Below are 15,492 nucleotides of genomic sequence, written 5' to 3'. Positions count from 1 at the left end.
AGGATCACCACGCTTGCCAACGGGTTCCGCATCGTGACGGAATCCATGCCGGGGCTTTTGTCGGCATCTGCCGGGGTCTGGGTCACGGCGGGGGGGCGGCACGAGCGGGCCGAGCAGAACGGGATCGCGCATTTCCTTGAACATATGGCGTTCAAGGGGACGAAGCGGCGCTCGGCCTTGCGGATCGCCGAAGAGATCGAGGATGTGGGCGGCTATATCAACGCCTATACCAGCCGCGAGATGACGGCCTATTACGCCCGCGTGCTGTCGGCCGATGTGCGGCTGGCGCTGGATGTGATCGCCGATATCGTGCTGAACCCCGTGTTCGATCCGAAAGAGATCGAGACCGAGCGGCATGTGATCCTGCAAGAGATCGGGCAGGCGCTGGATACGCCCGATGACATCATCTTCGACTGGTTGCAGGAAGTGTCCTATCCGGACCAGCCCTTCGGCCGCACGATCCTTGGGCCGAGCGAGCGGGTTTCGGCCTTTTCGCGCAAGGACCTGACGAAATTCGTGGCCGAGCATTACGGGCCGGACCAGATGATCCTTGCCGCGGCGGGCGGGGTCGATCACGACAGCATCGTGGCGCAGGCGGAAGAGCTGTTCGGGCATCTGAAGCCGGTGGGCGATGCGCGCCTGCAAGCGGCGGTGTTCGGGGGCGGCGAGCGGCGCGAGGTCAAGGACCTTGAACAGGTGCATTTCGCGCTGGCCTTCGAGGGGCCGGGGTATCGCGCGCCGGATGTCTATGCCGCACAGGTCTATGCCACGGCGATGGGAGGGGGCATGTCGAGCCGCCTGTTCCAGAAGGTGCGCGAGGAGCGGGGGCTGTGCTACTCGATCTTTGCGCAGTCGGGAGCCTATGAGGATACGGGGCAGATCACCGTCTATGCCGGCACGAGCGAGGACGAGATCGGGGATCTTGTCGGCCTGACGGTGGACGAGTTGAAGCGCGCGGCCGATGACATGACCGAGGCCGAGGTGGCGCGGGCCAAGGCGCAGCTCAAGGCGGGGCTGGTGATGGGGCTTGAAAGCCCGTCGAACCGCGCCGAGCGCAATGCGCGGCTGCTTGCGATCTGGGGGCGCGTGCCGGGGATCGAGGAGACGGTGGCCAAGATCGACGCCGTCGGGCTGACCGAGGCGCGGACCTATGCCGAGACGGTGGCGCAGGCGAAATCGGCGGTGGCGCTTTACGGCCCTGTCGCGGATGCGCCGGGGCTGGAGGCGATCCGCGCAAGGCTCGCCGCCTGATGCTGGGACTGCGCCGCAAGGTCAGGATCGAAACCGAGCGGATGACGCTGCGTTTGCCATTGCATGGCGACTGGAAGGACTGGGCCTTGCTGCGGGCGGAGTCGGCGGCCTTTCTGACGCCCTGGGAGCCGCTGTGGTCCGAGGACCATCTGACGCGGCGGTCCTTTACCAACCGCGTCTATTGGGCGGCGCGGGCCGAAGGGCAGGGCACGGCGCTGCCGCTGATGCTGGTGCGGCGCGAGGATCAGGCGCTGCTGGGCGCGATCACGCTGGACAATATCCGCCGCGGGCCGTCGCAATCGGGGACGCTTGGTTATTGGATCGGCGAGCCGTTCTCGCGGCGCGGATATATGAAGGAAGCCATTCTGGGGGTGGTGCATCACGCGTTCAATGTGATGGACCTGAGCCGGATCGAAGCGGCCTGCCTGCCCGAAAACGCGGCCTCGCGCGGGGTGCTGGAGAAATGCGGCTTCAAGTACGAGGGCGTGGCGCAGAGCTATCTGCAGATCGCGGGGCGCTGGCGCAACCATGTGCTTTACGCAAGCCTGCGGACCGACCGGCGGGGCCGGACGGATGTGGGCTGATCGGGGAAAGTAGGGGGGCAGTCTGCCCCCCTCGCGCCCTTCGGGCGCCACCCCCCGAGGATATTTGCGGCAAGAGGAACGGGACGAGGGGCGCTGCCTGCCGCCGCCTTTTGCGGCTTGGCTGGGCTTTGTGTCTTCCTCTTGCGTCAAATATCCTCGGGAGGGGTCCGGGGAGGGTGGAAAACCCTCACCGGCCTGTCCGCCTGCGGGACGTTCAGGCGTTGACGTCCACGACGACGCGGCCCTGCACCTCGCCGCGCAGGATTGCCGCGCCGAGGGCGGGCAGGTCCGACAGGGTGGCGGGGTGGATCATGGCGTGGAGTTTCTCCATCGGCAGTTCGGCGGCGAGGCGGTTCCATGCCTCGACCCGTCTGGCGAAGGGAACGGTGACCGAGTTGATGCCCAGAAGGTTCACGCCGCGCAGGATGAAGGGCGTGACCTTGGCGGGAAGGTCGGCGCTGGCGGCCAGGCCCACGGCGGCGACCGAGGCGTCGGATTTCATCTGGCCCAGAAGGCGGGCGAGCATCGGGCCGCCCGCGTTGTCGATGGCGCCGGCCCAGATTTCGGATTCGAGCGGTTTCTTCACCGTCTCGGCAAGGTCGGCGCGGGGGACGATGCGGCTGGCCCCGAGGTCGCGCAGGTAGGCTTCGGTTTCCGGGCGGCCGGTGACGGCGGCGACCTGATAGCCGTTCGCGGCAAGAAGGGCGGTGGCGACCGAGCCCACGCCGCCCGCGGCACCGGTGACCAGCACCTCGCCCTGTTCGGGGGTCAGGCCGTGGGCTTCGAGGGCCATCAGGGCGAGCATGGCGGTGAAGCCCGCGGTGCCGATGGCCATGGCGTCACGGGTCGAGATGGCATCGGGCAGGGGCACCAGCCAGTCGGCCTTGACGCAGGCCTTTTCGGCATAGCCGCCCCACCACGTCTCGCCCACGCGCCAGCCCGTCAGCACCACGCGGTCGCCCGACCGGTAGCGGGGGTCGGACGAGGCGATGACCTTGCCTGCGAAGTCGATGCCGGGGACATGCGGATAGCTGCGCACCATGCCGCCCCCCGGACCGATGCAGAGACCGTCCTTGTAGTTGAGGGTCGAATATTCGACCGCAACGGTCACGTCGCCGGCGGGAAGGCGGCTTTCGTCGAGGTTTTGCACCGAGGCGGAGGTGGTGTTGGTGTCATCCTTTTCGACGACGAGGGCGCGGAACATCTGGTCTTCCTTATGCGTTCGTGCCGCGAAGCGGACCGTTGCCGTACTGCCGAAGGATTGGGCAGGAGATGGCGGCTTTGGTCGCTTGCGCGGCGTATCCGGTTTCTTGCTTGACGTGACGTGACAACGGGGCGGATTGCAATATCTGCTTGAGACAGCACCTGCGCTAATCTAGCTTTTGCGCGTGTCCGGCCTTTCGTGGGGACGAAGGCCGGCGCCAGACAGAGAGGACAAAAAAATGATCCGCACTACCCCGTTCATACTTTCCGCTGCGGCCGTGATGGGCCTTTCGTCGGCGGTCTTTGCGGCCGATCCCGAGTTGACCGTGTTCGACTGGGCGGGATGGGACATCGAAGGGCTGACCACGGCCTATGCCGCCAAGAACGGCGACCGTCCGACCTATGCCTTTTTCGGCGATGACGACGAGGCTTTCCAGAAGGTGAGTTCGGGTTTCAAGGCGGATCTGGCGCATCCCTGCGTGGCGAGCCTGCCGCGCTACAAGGCGGCGGGGCTGATCGAGCCGTGGGATGTGTCGAAGATTCCGGAATTCGCCAATATCAAACCCGCGTTGCTGGACAGCCCGGTGGTGAAGGATGACGGCGGCGTGTGGTTCATTCCGACGGATTACGCCTATACCGCCATTGCCTATAACACCAAGGAAGTGCCCGAGGCGGATGTCGCCTCGCTTTCGGTGTTCACCGATCCGAAATATGCGGGCCGCATCTCGCTGCCTGACAGCGCCGACGACATCTGGTCGCTGGCCTTTCTGGCGACGGGCGTGACCTCGTGGGACAATGTGACGGACGAGCAGTTCCAGGCGGCGGCGGACTGGCTGCGTTCGGTGCATCCGAATGTGCGGGCCTATTGGGCCGATCCGGCCGAGATGAGCCAGTTGATGGCGACGGGCGAGGTGCTGGTGAGCTGGTCGTGGAACGACGGTGTCGCGCTGTTGCAGGACGAGGGTTTCCCCGTCGGCTTCAACCGCACCCCGAAGGAAGGCGTGACCACGTGGTATTGTGGCTATGTCAACATGAAGGACGCGCCCGGCAGCGAGGAGAAGGCCTATGACTTCATGAACAGCTTCCTCGAACACAGCTCGGCCAAGGCGATTCTGGATGCGATCGGCTATGCGATTTCCAACGATGCCGCGCTGAAGGAGATTCCCGAAGCCGACCAGAAGGCGGCCTTCATCGACCCGGTCGAGGGCACGCTGCTGGCGCAGACCCCGGTGTCGCCCGAGTTCCGCGAGAAGATGATCGAGGAATTCGAGAATATCAAAGCGGGCTTCTGATCGCGCCTGTAGCGATCCTGTCTTGTTGGACGCGCCCGGCAGCGATGCCGGGCGTTTTCTTTTGCCGCGATGCGCCCTTGCGGGGGCGGGGGGGCTTGCCTATATTCCACCCTGTTCGGGGCAACCCGGACTATGGTGATAAACGCACCTGTAATAGACGGCTCGGACCCGGGGGCGGTACCCGGCGACTCCACCAATTCACCCGGTCATTGCGGGGGTCTGGGGTCGAAATAGGATCGACGAACGTTCAAAGAGGCCAGCTTTTACCCGGTGAGGTACCACCGTTATCGGTCCAAGATCACAGTTGCCAATGACAACCGTGCTCCGATGGCGCTGGCCGCGTAAGCGGCTCGCAATATCAAACCTAAGTCCTTGCGCTTAGCCGCGTAAGGCGGGGTTCGCAGGTACCTGGCAACAGAAACCTGCACTTCCTTTCTTTCCCGACGCCAGTCACAGGAATTTTCTGCGACTATTCCTGTCTGCGATCCTTCTGCGAAGGATCGGGCTGCGAAGGATCGGGGCGGGGGGCGTTTCGCGGAAACGTCCTTGCCGGGATGTTTCGCAGGACAATCAGGCGCGCAGAACCGCGCCGGGGTTCAGGATGCCGTTGGGGTCGAGTGCCGTCTTGATCGCGCGCATGGCGGCGAGCTTGGCGGGATCGCCATAGGTTTCGAGGTCTTTCACCTTGAGCCGCCCGATGCCGTGTTCGGCGCTGACCGACCCGCCCATGCTGTCGACCAGATCGTGGATCGCGGTTTTGACCGCATCGCGCTGCGCTTCGTGTTCGCTTGCCTTGTGGCCGCGTTCGGGAAAGACGTTGTAGTGCAGGTTGCCATCGCCCAGATGCCCGAAGCAGTTGACGCGGAAGCGGTCGATCCGGGCCAGTTCGGCGGGGGCCTTGGCGATGAAATCGGGAATGGCCGAGAGCGGGAGCGAGATGTCATGCGAGGAGACCGCGCCGATGTGGCGGTTGGCTTCGGGGATCATCTCGCGGATCTGCCACAGCTGGGCCGATTGCTGGCCCGAGGTCGCGATCACGCCATCGGTGACGAGCCCCGCCTCGTCGGCTTCGCCGTAGAGCGTGGCCATGAGGGTTTCGCCGTCAAGCCCTGCGGGCAGGCCGAGTTCGATCAGGATCGACCATTCCGGCACTTCGGGCAGGGGGCAGGTGATCTGCGGCATGGTTTCGGCGAGGAAGTCGAAGCCGGTGCGGTGGATCAGCTCGAAGGCCGAGATCATGCCGGGCAGGAGGTTTTGCGACAGGGTGAGCAGCCGCAGCGCGGTGTCGGGCGAGGGGGTGACCAGAAGGGCGGTCAGGGCCGTCGCGGGGCGCGGGAAAAGGCGCAGCGAGGCGGCGGTGATGATGCCGAGCGTGCCTTCGGAGCCGATGAGAAGGTGGCGCAGGTCATATCCGGTGTTGTCCTTGCGAAGGCGCTTGAGACCGTTGAACACCGTGCCGTCGGCCATCACCGCCTCGACCCCGAGGACGAGGTCGCGGGCATTGCCGTAGCGCAGCACGTTCAGCCCGCCCGCGTTGCAGGCCAGAAGGCCGCCGATGCGGGCGCTGCCTTCGGAGGCGAGCGAGAGGGGGAAGAGAAAGCCCGCCTCGGCCGCGCGGGACTGGACGTCGCTGAGGATCGCGCCCGCCTCGACGGTCAGGACGGCTTCGGTCGGGTAGAGGCCGCGCGTGGCGGTCATGCGTTCGAGCGACAGGATCAGCGGCGCGGGGCCGGAGGGCTGCAACTGGCCGCCGACGAGGCCGGTGCCGCCGCCCCATGCGACAAGGCCGACGCGGGCGTCGTTGCAGGCGGCGACGATGGTTGCGACCTCGGCGGTCGTGCGGGGCAGGGCGACCGCGGCGCCAAGGCCATGCCAGCGGCCGCGCGGTTCGGTCAAGTAGCGGGCGTCGACGGGCCGGAGGGTGCCGTGGGGCAATTTCGCGCCGAGTGTGGCAAGAAAGGCGTCGTCGGCGGCGTTCAGCATGGGGTGCCCCTTGGGTGGCTGTGTCGCGACCACATAGCGCGGGGCGCAGGCGGGGGAAAGACCGTCAGGGCAGGGGCGCGGGGTCAAGCAGCAGGATGGTCGGCGCGGCGGGCAGGTCGGCTTGCGACAGCTCGATTTCCGGCCCGCCGGTTTCCACCACGGGGTAGCGCCCGCCCGCCGCCGCGAGGAAGCTTTGCAGCGAGGCGCCCGAGAACCAGTGCATAGGCAGGATGACGCGGGCCTGCAACCGGTCGACCACGTCGAGCATCGCCCCGGTCGACATGGTAAAGCCGCCGTCGACCGGGACCATGACCACATCGAGGCGGCCGATGGCGGCGTATTGGGCATCGTCGGGGATCTGGTGCAGGTGGCCCAGATGGCCGATGCAAAGGCCGCCCGCCTCGAAGATGAAGATGGAATTGCCGTCGGCCAAGGCGCCCTCGCCGAAGCGGCCACGGGTGTCGGTGGTGACGTTGCGCACCAGCATCGCGCCGAGGTCGAGGTCATGCCGCGCGGGCAGGCCGTCTTGCGGCCAGCCCTTCAGCACATGGGGGATGCGCGGGTCGGGGGTGTCGGTCCAGTGGCTGGAATGGGCGTTGTTCATGGTGACGACATCGGGAACCACATCGGGATTGCCGAGAAAGCCCGTGTAGTCGGTAACCGCGGTCGTGCCGTTCGATTCGATCGCGAATTCGGCGTGGTTGATGAAATGGATGCGGACATGGTCGGCATCGACCGGGTCGCCGAAGGCGGCGGGCAGGAGGCGCGCGCTGCCGCTGCCCTGTGCCAGAGCGAAGCAGTTGGAGGGTTTGCGCGTCTCGTTCGCGGCAAGCGGCAGGGCTGTGGCAAGGCAAAGCAGGCTGGCGGTCAGGCAAGGCAGGGTCGGATGCATGGCATATCCCTTTGACGCGGGTCTAGGCGGGGCGGGTCTGGGCGGGGCAGGTCGGAGCGATGGTGGCACGGATCGGCGGGGCTGCGAATTCACGGCTGCGTCAGGCGAGGCTGCTTGCGGGGGCGCGTGATCCGTTCCATCAATCGGGGCGACGGAGAGGGAGCCTTGTCGATGACCCAGTTGGATATGAGCTTTGTGCGTGCGCAGTTTCCGGCCTTTGCCGAGCCTTTGACCGCAGGGCACGCGTTTTTCGAGAATGCGGGCGGGTCTTACCCGTGCCGTCAGGTCGTGGACCGGTTGCACAGGTTCTATACCGAGCGGAAGGTGCAGCCCTACGGGCCCTATCCCGCCGCGCAGGCGGGCGGGGCCGAGATGGACGAGGCGCGGGCGCGGCTGGGGGCGATGATGGCCGTGGCGGGCAAGGAAGTGTCCTTCGGCCCCTCGACCAGCGCCAACACCTATGTTCTGGCGCAGGCCGTGCGGCAGTGGCTGCGCGGGACGGATGGCGCGATCGTGGTCACCAATCAGGACCACGAGGCCAATTCCGGCGTGTGGCGGCGTTTGGCCGACGAGGGGATCGAGGTTCGGGAATGGAAGCTCGACCCGCAGACGGGGGCGCTCGACATTGCGGATCTGCGCGGGTTGCTGGCCGATGGCAAGGTGCGGGTCGTCTGTTTCCCGCATTGCTCGAACGTGGTGGCCGAGATCAACGATGTGGCCGCGATCTGCGCCGTCGCGCGGGCGGCGGGGGCGCGGACGGTGGTGGACGGGGTGAGCTATGCGCCGCACGGCTTTCCGGATGTTCCGGCGCTGGGATGCGATGTCTACCTGTTTTCGGCCTACAAGACCTATGGGCCGCATCAGGGGATCATGGTGATCCGCGAGGAATGGGGGATGGAGCTGCCCGCGCAGTGCCACTATTTCAACGCGGGAAGCCTGTACAAACGCTTTACCCCTGCGGGGCCGGACCATGCCCAGATCGCGGCCTGTGCGGGGATGGCGGATTATGTCGATGCCCTTGCCGCGCATCACGGGGTGACGGGGGATGCGGCGGCGCGCAATCGCGGGGTGCATGACCTGATGCGGGCGCAGGAGGTGGCGGTGATCGCGCCGCTGGTTGCCTATCTGGCGGCGCGCAATGACCTGCGGCTGATCGGGCCGCGCGATGCGGGCAAGCGGGCGCCCACGGTCGCCGTGGCGCTGGACCGCGCGGCCGAGCCGGTCTCGGAGGCGCTGGGCCAGCGCGGCATCGCCTGCTGGGCGGGGGATTTCTACGCGGTGCGGCCCTTGCAGGCGATGGGGGTCGATCTTGCGCGCGGGGTGCTGCGGCTGAGCGCCACCCATTACACCACCGCCGATGACGTGGCGCGACTGGTCGCCGCATTGGACGAGGTGCTTTGAGCGGGGTGCTTTGAGCGGGGTGCCCCGAACGGAAGGCCCCGAGCGGAAGGCCCCGAGCGGGGCGAATCGCTGTGTGGCGGGGGCGGTGCCGGCATGTCCGGTGCCGCCCCCGTTCATTGCCGGCCTGTGAACAATGTGGCATTTATGCGGCGCAGACTATCCAAATGGGGATGAAATACGACTTGGGGTTGTCTAGAATCCGGATTTCCATACATTGGTCTGCATTATATACTTGATGACATAACTGGTTCCCATTTTTGCGAGTCCGATCATGATTGCTTTTGACACGAAGACGTTTGCCACGCGTGCTGTTCTGGCTTTGCTGGCCTCTGTTCCCTCGGCCGTCCATGCGGCAGCGCCTTCGCCGCAGGTGTTGTGCGAAGCGGCGCTTGCCGATCCGAAGGGCTTTCGCATCCGCGACGATTTCGACGCCTCTGTCGCGGCGATGGCCGATACCTGCCCCGAAGTGGTGCTGATGCTGCTCGACCTTCCGACGCAGAGCATCGTTTTCTCGGAGGTTGACGGGGCGACGCCCACCGATCCTGCGACGCCGCCGGCTGTCGACAACAGCGCGGTGCTGGGCGCCCTGGCGACGGCGCTGGAAAACCTGAAAACCGCGACGACCGCTGTGACCACGGCGCAGGCGACGCTTGATACCGCGACGACGCGGGTGCGGGCGCTGCGCGCGCTGCAAGAGGCGCTGGTGGCCAAGGCCGATGCGCCTGACCGGTTGCTGGTCGATTTCACCGCAGGGCTGGGCGAGGCGCTGGATGAATACAACGCCGCCAAGCAGAACCTTGCCGACAAGCAAGCGGCGCTGACCAAGGCCAAGGCGGATGCCGAGACGCAGTTCGACATTGCGGGTGTCACGACGAAGGTCGGAACCGCGCAGACGGCGCTCGACGGCAAGCTGGGCGACAAGACCTTTGAGGAGTTGATGGTTGAATACGGAGCCGCCGTCGCCTCGGCCGGCGCAACGGTCACGGCCAAGACGGCGGAAGCGGCGCAGCTTGCGACCCAGATCGCCGCGCTGCAAACGGCGCTGGATGCGATGGGGCCGTTGCAGGGGTTGCAGGGCAAGCTGACCTCGGCGACGAACGGGGTCAACACCAAGCAATCCGCCTATGACAAGGCCGTGACGGATTACAACAAAGCGGTTGCGGACAAGAACGCGGCCTATGCCAATTGGTTGGAAAAGAAGGCCATTGCCGATAGCTGCACCGGCCCTGGTTGCAACGGCAAGATCCAGCAGGCGGATAACGCGAAAATCGCCTATGTATCTGCCCAGAACAAGATCACCACCGAGAATGCCAAGGTGCAGCAGGCGCAGACGGACCTGACGGCTGCCAAGGAGGAAAAGACCAAGGCCGAAGCTGCGGTGACGACCTACACCGGCACGCAGGCCGAGATCGCCGCGAAAGCGGCGGCCAAGGCGGCTGCCGAAAAGGCGGCTGCCGATGCCAAGGTGGCGGGCGCTGCGACGCAGGGCGAAATCGAGGCGCTGGGTGCGCTGCAGGACACGCTCGATCAGGCGCAGTTCGCTTTGGAAGAGGCGCAGGCCAGTGTTGCGGTTGCGACCGAGGACGAGGGCAAGGCCGTGGCCGATGCGCAGAAGCGGCTTGAGGATGCGATTGCCAATGCGGTCGATCTGTTGGACGGAAGCCCCGAGGAAGCGGCTGCCAAGAAGGCGATCACCGATGCGCAGGCAGCGCTGGACGCGGCGTTGAAGGCACAGGCGCAGGCGGTGGCCGATGCTGCCGTGGCAACGGCCGCAGCCGAGGGCAATGCCGATGCCGAAGTGGTGGCTGCGGTCGACAAGCTGACCACGGCTGTGGGCGAGGGCGAGGCGACGGCGGAAACGGCGCAAGAGCTGGACGCCACGGCCGATGGCGTGATCGCAGACAATCAGGCAGCCCATGACGCGCTGGAGAAGCAACTTGTCACGGATGGCGTGATCAAGACGGTCGAGGTCTGCGATTGCAAAGCCCCTGATGCTGCTGACACGGTCACATCGCTGGGCGAGGCGACGGTGGCCGAGGCGCAATCGACCGAGGAAAGCAACGACACGGGTGATGCGGCCGGTTCGGACAGCGCCGCGTCTTCGGACGCAGGGTCGTCGGACAGCGCGGGCGGTGACTCGGGCAGCGCCACGGGCAGCGCGGGTGGCGACACGGGCAGCGACTCGGGTAGCACGGGCGGTGATGCAGGGGCCTCGACCGGCGGTGATGCCGCCGCGACGGATGAGGGCACCGGCGCCTGAGCGGGCCGCGACTGACCTGCGGGATTGATCCGCAGGATCGGGGCCGAAGAAATGGGGCCGAAAAATTGGGGCAGGGCGCGCGGGGAAACCGGCGCGCCTTGTTTTTTGGCGCGGGGCTTTCCATCGCCGGCGGTCGGCATAGGTTCTGCGGCTGGACCGGATGGGATGATATGACGACTGCGCCTTTGCTTTTATGGTTCCGCCGCGATTTGCGGCTGGACGATCTGCCGATGCTGACTGCCGCGCTGGCGACGGGGCGGCCGCTGATTCCGGTTTTCGTGCTGGATGCGGAAACCGAGGCCCTTGGGGCGGCGCCGAAATGGCGGTTGGGGCTGGGGATCGGGGCTTTCGCGGCGCGCCTTGTGGCAGCGGGGTCGCGGCTGGTGTTGCGGCGCGGCGCGGCCCTGCCCGTGTTGCAGGCGCTGGTCGCCGAGACGGGGGCCGCCGGGGTGATGTGGTCGCGGCTTTATGACCCCGCGTCGCGCAAGCGGGACGAGGCGGTGAAGGCGGAATTGCGGGCGCAGGGGCTGTTGGCCGAAAGCCACGCGGGCCATCTGCTGCACGAACCCTGGACGGTCGAAACCGGAACCGGCGGGTTCTACCGCGTCTATACCCCCTATTGGAAAGCGGTGCGCGGGCGCCCCGTGGCCGAGGCGGTGGCAGCCCCCGCTGCGCTGCCCGCGCCAGAGGTTTGGCCTGCAAGCGAGGCGTTGGAGGCGTGGCGGCTGGGTGCCGCGATGAACCGGGGGGCAGCGATCGTCGCGCGCCATGTGCAGGTGGGCGAGGCGCCCGCGCTGTCGCGGTTGCAGCGGTTCCTTGACGGGCCGGTAAAGGAGTACCGCGAGGCGCGGGATTTTCCGGCGGTGGATGCCTGTTCGGGGCTGTCGGAAAACCTTGCCTATGGCGAGATCGGGCCGCGCCGCATCTGGCATGCGGGATGGGCGGCGATGGAGCGCGGGGCGGCGGGGGCCGAGCATTTCCTGAAGGAACTGGTCTGGCGCGAGTTTTCCTATCATCTGATGTTCCATACGCCCGAGATCACCACGCGGAACTGGAAGCCGGAGTGGGATGCCTTTCCCTGGCAGGGCGACGGCGAGGCGGCGGAACGCTGGCGGCGCGGCATGACCGGAGAGCCCTTTGTCGATGCGGCGATGCGCGAGATGTATGTCACGGGGCGGATGCACAACCGCGGGCGGATGATCGTGGCAAGCTACCTGACCAAGCATCTGATGACCGACTGGCGTATCGGGCAGGCGTGGTTCGAGGACTGTCTGGTGGATTGGGACCCTGCGGCCAATGCGATGGGCTGGCAGTGGGCGGCAGGATCGGGGCCGGATGCGGCGCCCTATTTCCGCATTTTCAACCCTGCGACCCAGGTCGAGAAATTCGACGGTGGCGCGGCCTATCGCAAAAGGTTCATTGCCGAGTTGTCGCGGCAGGCCGGGGCCGAGGCGCTTGCCTTTTTCGATGCGGTGCCCCGGTCATGGGGGTTGTCGGCGGCGCAGCGCTATCCGATGCCGATGGTCGATCTGGCCGAGGGGCGCGAGCGGGCGCTTGCCGCCTATGCCAATCGGGGTTTGCAGGCGGCAGAAGGCAAGGAGGTGCGATTTTCGGGGCTTTAGGAGTTAACGAAACTCTTGAGTGCGGGTCGCGTATCTGTGATCGTCTGGCGTTAAAAAGAAAAAGAAGACAGTGGGGAGTTGATGGACGTTTTGACCAGCACCGCGGGCCAATCTGGGTTGCCGCGCTATTTCGCCTCGGTCGTCGAGGTGGCACGCCGCCTTGGACGGGGGCGGCTCGATTTCATCCTGCCCGACGGGCGGCGATTCAGGATCGAAGGCAAGGCGCCGGGTCCGGTGGCGGAACTGGCGGTGCATAACCCCGACACCTTCGCGCGGCTGATCCGCGAAGGCGACCTTGGCTTTTGCGACGCCTATCTGGACGGCTGGTGGTCGACGCCGGATTTGCAGGCGTTGATGGATCTTGTGCAATTGCCCGAGAACGACCCCGTGAACGACGGTTTTCCGGGCATGGCGCTGGTGCGGTTCTACGAGAAGCTGCGCTTCTGGATGCAGGGCAACAGCAAGGCGCAGGCCAAGAAGAACATCCATTACCATTACGATCTGGGCAACGCCTTTTACCGGCTGTGGCTGGACGAGACGATGACCTATTCCAGCGCGATCTTCCGGTCGGGGCAGGAAAGCCTTGAAGCGGCGCAGACCGAGAAATACCGCTCGATGGTGGACCAGATGGGCGCAAAGCCCGGTGACCATGTTCTTGAAATCGGCTGCGGCTGGGGCGGGTTTGCCGAATATGCCGCCAAGGAGCGCGGGCTGAAGGTCACGGGGCTGACGATTTCCAAGGCGCAGTATGACTATGCCGTGGAGCGGATGGAAAAGGCGGGGCTGTCGGACCGCGTGACGATCAAGTTGCAGGATTACCGCGACGAGCGCGGTGTCTATGACGGGATCGCAAGCATCGAGATGTTCGAGGCGGTGGGCGAGAAATACTGGCCCGTCTATTTCGACACGCTGCGCGAGCGGCTGAAACCGGGGCGCAATGCGACCTTGCAGATCATCACCATCGCCGACAAGCGGTGGGAGGTGTACAAGCGCGGCGTCGATTTCATCCAGAAATACATCTTTCCGGGCGGCATGCTGCCCTCTCCGTCGGTGCTGCGGGCCGAGGTGGAGAAGGCGGGTCTGCTGGTTGCGGGGTCGATCGAGTTCGGCGAGAGCTATAGCCAGACGTTGCGGCGCTGGCATGACACGTTCAACGCCCGTTGGGACGAGGTGTCGAAGATGGGGTTCGATGACCGTTTCCGCCGGATGTGGAACTTTTACCTTACCTCATGCGCGGGGGCGTTTCAGGGCGGGAACTGCGATGTGACGCAGATCACCGTGACGCGGCCCGACGCGGCGCAGGCCGTCTGATGCCGACGGCGCCCAAACTTTTCGCGGCGCTGGCCTTTGGCCTGCTGGGTTGGGTGGCGGCGGCGGTGCTGGCCCCGACCCTGCCCGAAGGCCAGCAGGTGGGATGGCTGCGGGAATGCGCCTTTCTTGCCGGGCTGGTTTGCGGCTGGCGCTTCATGGGGCGCGAGACGGGGCGCGGTTTCGCCTCGGCGGCGGGGGCGGGCCTGGGGTGCGCGATCGGGATGGTGGCGCTGGTGACTGTCGGGGCGGCGATCTACGAGATGCTCGAGGCGGCGGTGCGGCGGCATTACCCCGGCCCGTTCGAGGCGCTGATGGGGATGGTGCAATTCGCGTATAAATACGTGTTGATGATGGGTTACGCGCCCTTCCTGATCTTGCTTGGGGTGGGCGGCATGCTGTTCGGTGCGATGACCGAGGCGGTCGGACGGCGCTGGAAGTGAGCGGCGAGATCTTTGTTTACGGCACCCTGTGCCATGCGCCCCTGCTGGCGGTGGTTCTGGGCCGCGAGGCGCGTCCGGCTGCGGCTTGGGTTGCGGGGGCGGTGGTGCGGGCAGGCCCTTGCGCCGCCTTGGTTTCGGGCGAGGGGCGGGTTGCGGGCAAACTGCTGGTCGGGTTGACGCCGGCCGAGGTGGAGCGCGTGGCCTATTACGCGGCGGTCCTTGGGCAAGGGGTGGTCTTGTGCCGCGCCGAAACCGATGCGGGGCAGTGCGATGCGGTGCTTTACACATGCGGATCGGGCGACGGGGCGTGGCAGTTCGACCTGTGGGCCGAGCGGTTTGGCGCGATTGCGGTGGCGACGGCGCGGGATGTGATGGCCCTGCAGGGGCAGGTTCCGGCGGCGCAGGTCGCGCGGCGCTATGGGCAGATGCTGGTGCGCGGGGCCGCGCGGGTGCGGTCGGCCGATGCGGGGCCGGTGACGCTGCGCCGGTCGCAGAGGGCGGGCGATGTGGCGGTGGCCGCGTCGGTCACGCCCTATGCGCATTTCTTTGCCGTGGAAGAGCAGGACCTGAGTTTCCGCCGCTTCGACGGGTCGATGGGGCCGACGGTCAACCGTGCCGCCTTTGTCATGGGCGATGCGGTGACGGTGCTGCCCTATGACCCCGTCCGCGACCGTGTGTTGCTGGTGGAACAGTTCCGCGCGGGGCCGCATATGCGCGGCGCGGTCGAGTGCTGGTCGCTCGAGGCCATAGCGGGGCGGGTCGATCCGGGCGAGACGCCGGAAGAGGCCGCCCGGCGCGAGGCGGTCGAGGAGGCGGGGCTGGAGCTGGGCGCGATGGAATACGTCGCAGGCTATTACCCCAGTCCGGGGGCGGTGACGGAATATCTCTATTCCTATGTCGCCTTGGCCGACCTGCCCGATGGCGCTGCCGGTGTCTTCGGGGTCGAGGGCGAGGCGGAAGATATCCGCGGGCATCTGGTCGGGTTTGCGCGCTTCATGGAACTGGTCGCAAGCGGCGAGGTGGACAACGCGCCGCTGATGCTGACGGCGCTGTGGTTGCAGCGCGAGCGGGGGCGGTTGCGACAGGGCTGAGGGGGGAGGGGCGGCGGTGCGCAGCGCGTGCGCATCCTACGCCTTGAACCCGTCGTGGCGGTGCGCAGCAAGTGCGCACCCTACGCCTTGAACCCGTGGGGTAGGGGTGCGCAGCAAGTGCGCACCCTACGCGTTTCCCGGAGCGGCTTGACCCCCCGTAGG

12 protein-coding genes and 1 other RNA gene are annotated in these 15,492 nt (G+C 66.4%); 10 read left to right on the top strand and 3 right to left on the bottom strand.

Features of this window, described 5'->3' with window-relative positions:
* Window positions 1-45 precede the first annotated feature (45 nt).
* Window positions 46-1,251 carry a M16 family metallopeptidase gene (locus H7F16_RS17925; RefSeq protein ID WP_422121131.1) on the top strand — a complete coding sequence of 402 codons (1,206 nt, stop codon included), beginning with the start codon at window positions 46-48 and terminating at the stop codon, window positions 1,249-1,251.
* On the top strand, window positions 1,251-1,835 hold the full coding sequence (locus H7F16_RS17920) for a GNAT family N-acetyltransferase (protein WP_185799013.1): 585 nt from the start codon (window positions 1,251-1,253) through the stop codon (window positions 1,833-1,835). Before H7F16_RS17925 ends, H7F16_RS17920 begins: the two co-directional genes overlap by 1 nt.
* A 214-nt stretch (window positions 1,836-2,049) precedes the next feature.
* On the opposite strand, the gene H7F16_RS17915 is transcribed toward H7F16_RS17920, so the two are convergent.
* A complete protein-coding gene (locus tag H7F16_RS17915; RefSeq protein WP_185799012.1) occupies window positions 2,050-3,039 on the bottom strand; it encodes an MDR family oxidoreductase in 990 nt (329 codons plus the stop codon).
* A gap of 238 nt (window positions 3,040-3,277) precedes the next feature.
* On the opposite strand from H7F16_RS17915, the gene H7F16_RS17910 reads away from it, so the two are divergent.
* Together H7F16_RS17910 and ssrA are read left to right on the top strand one after the other, a co-directional pair.
* Complete coding sequence (locus H7F16_RS17910) at window positions 3,278-4,330, top strand: ABC transporter substrate-binding protein (RefSeq protein ID WP_185799011.1); 1,053 nt, start codon at window positions 3,278-3,280, stop codon at window positions 4,328-4,330.
* 73 nt (window positions 4,331-4,403) lie between these two features.
* Window positions 4,404-4,759, top strand: a transfer-messenger RNA (tmRNA) gene (gene ssrA, locus H7F16_RS17905).
* 141 nt (window positions 4,760-4,900) lie between these two features.
* On the opposite strand, the gene H7F16_RS17900 is transcribed toward ssrA, so the two are convergent.
* Together H7F16_RS17900 and H7F16_RS17895 are read right to left on the bottom strand one after the other, a co-directional pair.
* Window positions 4,901-6,313 (bottom strand): FAD-binding oxidoreductase, encoded by a 1,413-nt coding sequence (locus H7F16_RS17900; protein WP_185799010.1) that lies wholly within the window; start codon window positions 6,311-6,313, stop codon window positions 4,901-4,903.
* Window positions 6,314-6,377: 64 nt separating this feature from the next.
* The gene (locus tag H7F16_RS17895; protein WP_185799009.1) at window positions 6,378-7,205 is read right to left on the bottom strand and encodes an MBL fold metallo-hydrolase; all 828 of its coding nucleotides are present in this window, start codon (window positions 7,203-7,205) and stop codon (window positions 6,378-6,380) included.
* 171 nt (window positions 7,206-7,376) lie between these two features.
* Here H7F16_RS17895 and H7F16_RS17890 point away from each other — a divergent pair, with 171 nt between their 5' ends.
* From H7F16_RS17890 to H7F16_RS17865, 6 genes are all read left to right on the top strand, one after another.
* A complete protein-coding gene (locus tag H7F16_RS17890) occupies window positions 7,377-8,606 on the top strand; it encodes an aminotransferase class V-fold PLP-dependent enzyme (RefSeq protein ID WP_185799008.1) in 1,230 nt (409 codons plus the stop codon).
* Window positions 8,607-8,925: 319 nt separating this feature from the next.
* Window positions 8,926-10,866 (top strand): hypothetical protein, encoded by a 1,941-nt coding sequence (locus H7F16_RS17885; protein WP_185799007.1) that lies wholly within the window; start codon window positions 8,926-8,928, stop codon window positions 10,864-10,866.
* A 170-nt stretch (window positions 10,867-11,036) separates the two neighbouring features.
* Window positions 11,037-12,488, top strand: a complete 1,452-nt coding sequence (locus tag H7F16_RS17880) for a cryptochrome/photolyase family protein (protein WP_185799006.1) — start codon at window positions 11,037-11,039, stop codon at window positions 12,486-12,488.
* A gap of 81 nt (window positions 12,489-12,569) precedes the next feature.
* The gene (locus H7F16_RS17875; protein WP_185799005.1) at window positions 12,570-13,799 is read left to right on the top strand and encodes an SAM-dependent methyltransferase; all 1,230 of its coding nucleotides are present in this window, start codon (window positions 12,570-12,572) and stop codon (window positions 13,797-13,799) included.
* The gene (locus H7F16_RS17870; RefSeq protein ID WP_185799004.1) at window positions 13,799-14,239 is read left to right on the top strand and encodes a TrgA family protein; all 441 of its coding nucleotides are present in this window, start codon (window positions 13,799-13,801) and stop codon (window positions 14,237-14,239) included. Before H7F16_RS17875 ends, H7F16_RS17870 begins: the two co-directional genes overlap by 1 nt.
* The gene (locus H7F16_RS17865; protein WP_338402027.1) at window positions 14,236-15,330 is read left to right on the top strand and encodes an NUDIX domain-containing protein; all 1,095 of its coding nucleotides are present in this window, start codon (window positions 14,236-14,238) and stop codon (window positions 15,328-15,330) included. Before H7F16_RS17870 ends, H7F16_RS17865 begins: the two co-directional genes overlap by 4 nt.
* Window positions 15,331-15,492 lie beyond the last annotated feature (162 nt).

The sequence above is a fragment of the Paragemmobacter straminiformis genome (assembly GCF_014243445.1).
In the GTDB taxonomy this organism is placed as follows: domain Bacteria; phylum Pseudomonadota; class Alphaproteobacteria; order Rhodobacterales; family Rhodobacteraceae; genus Paragemmobacter; species Paragemmobacter straminiformis.
Note: the sequence above shows the minus strand (reverse complement) of the source record. Positions and strands in the feature narration are given on the sequence as shown.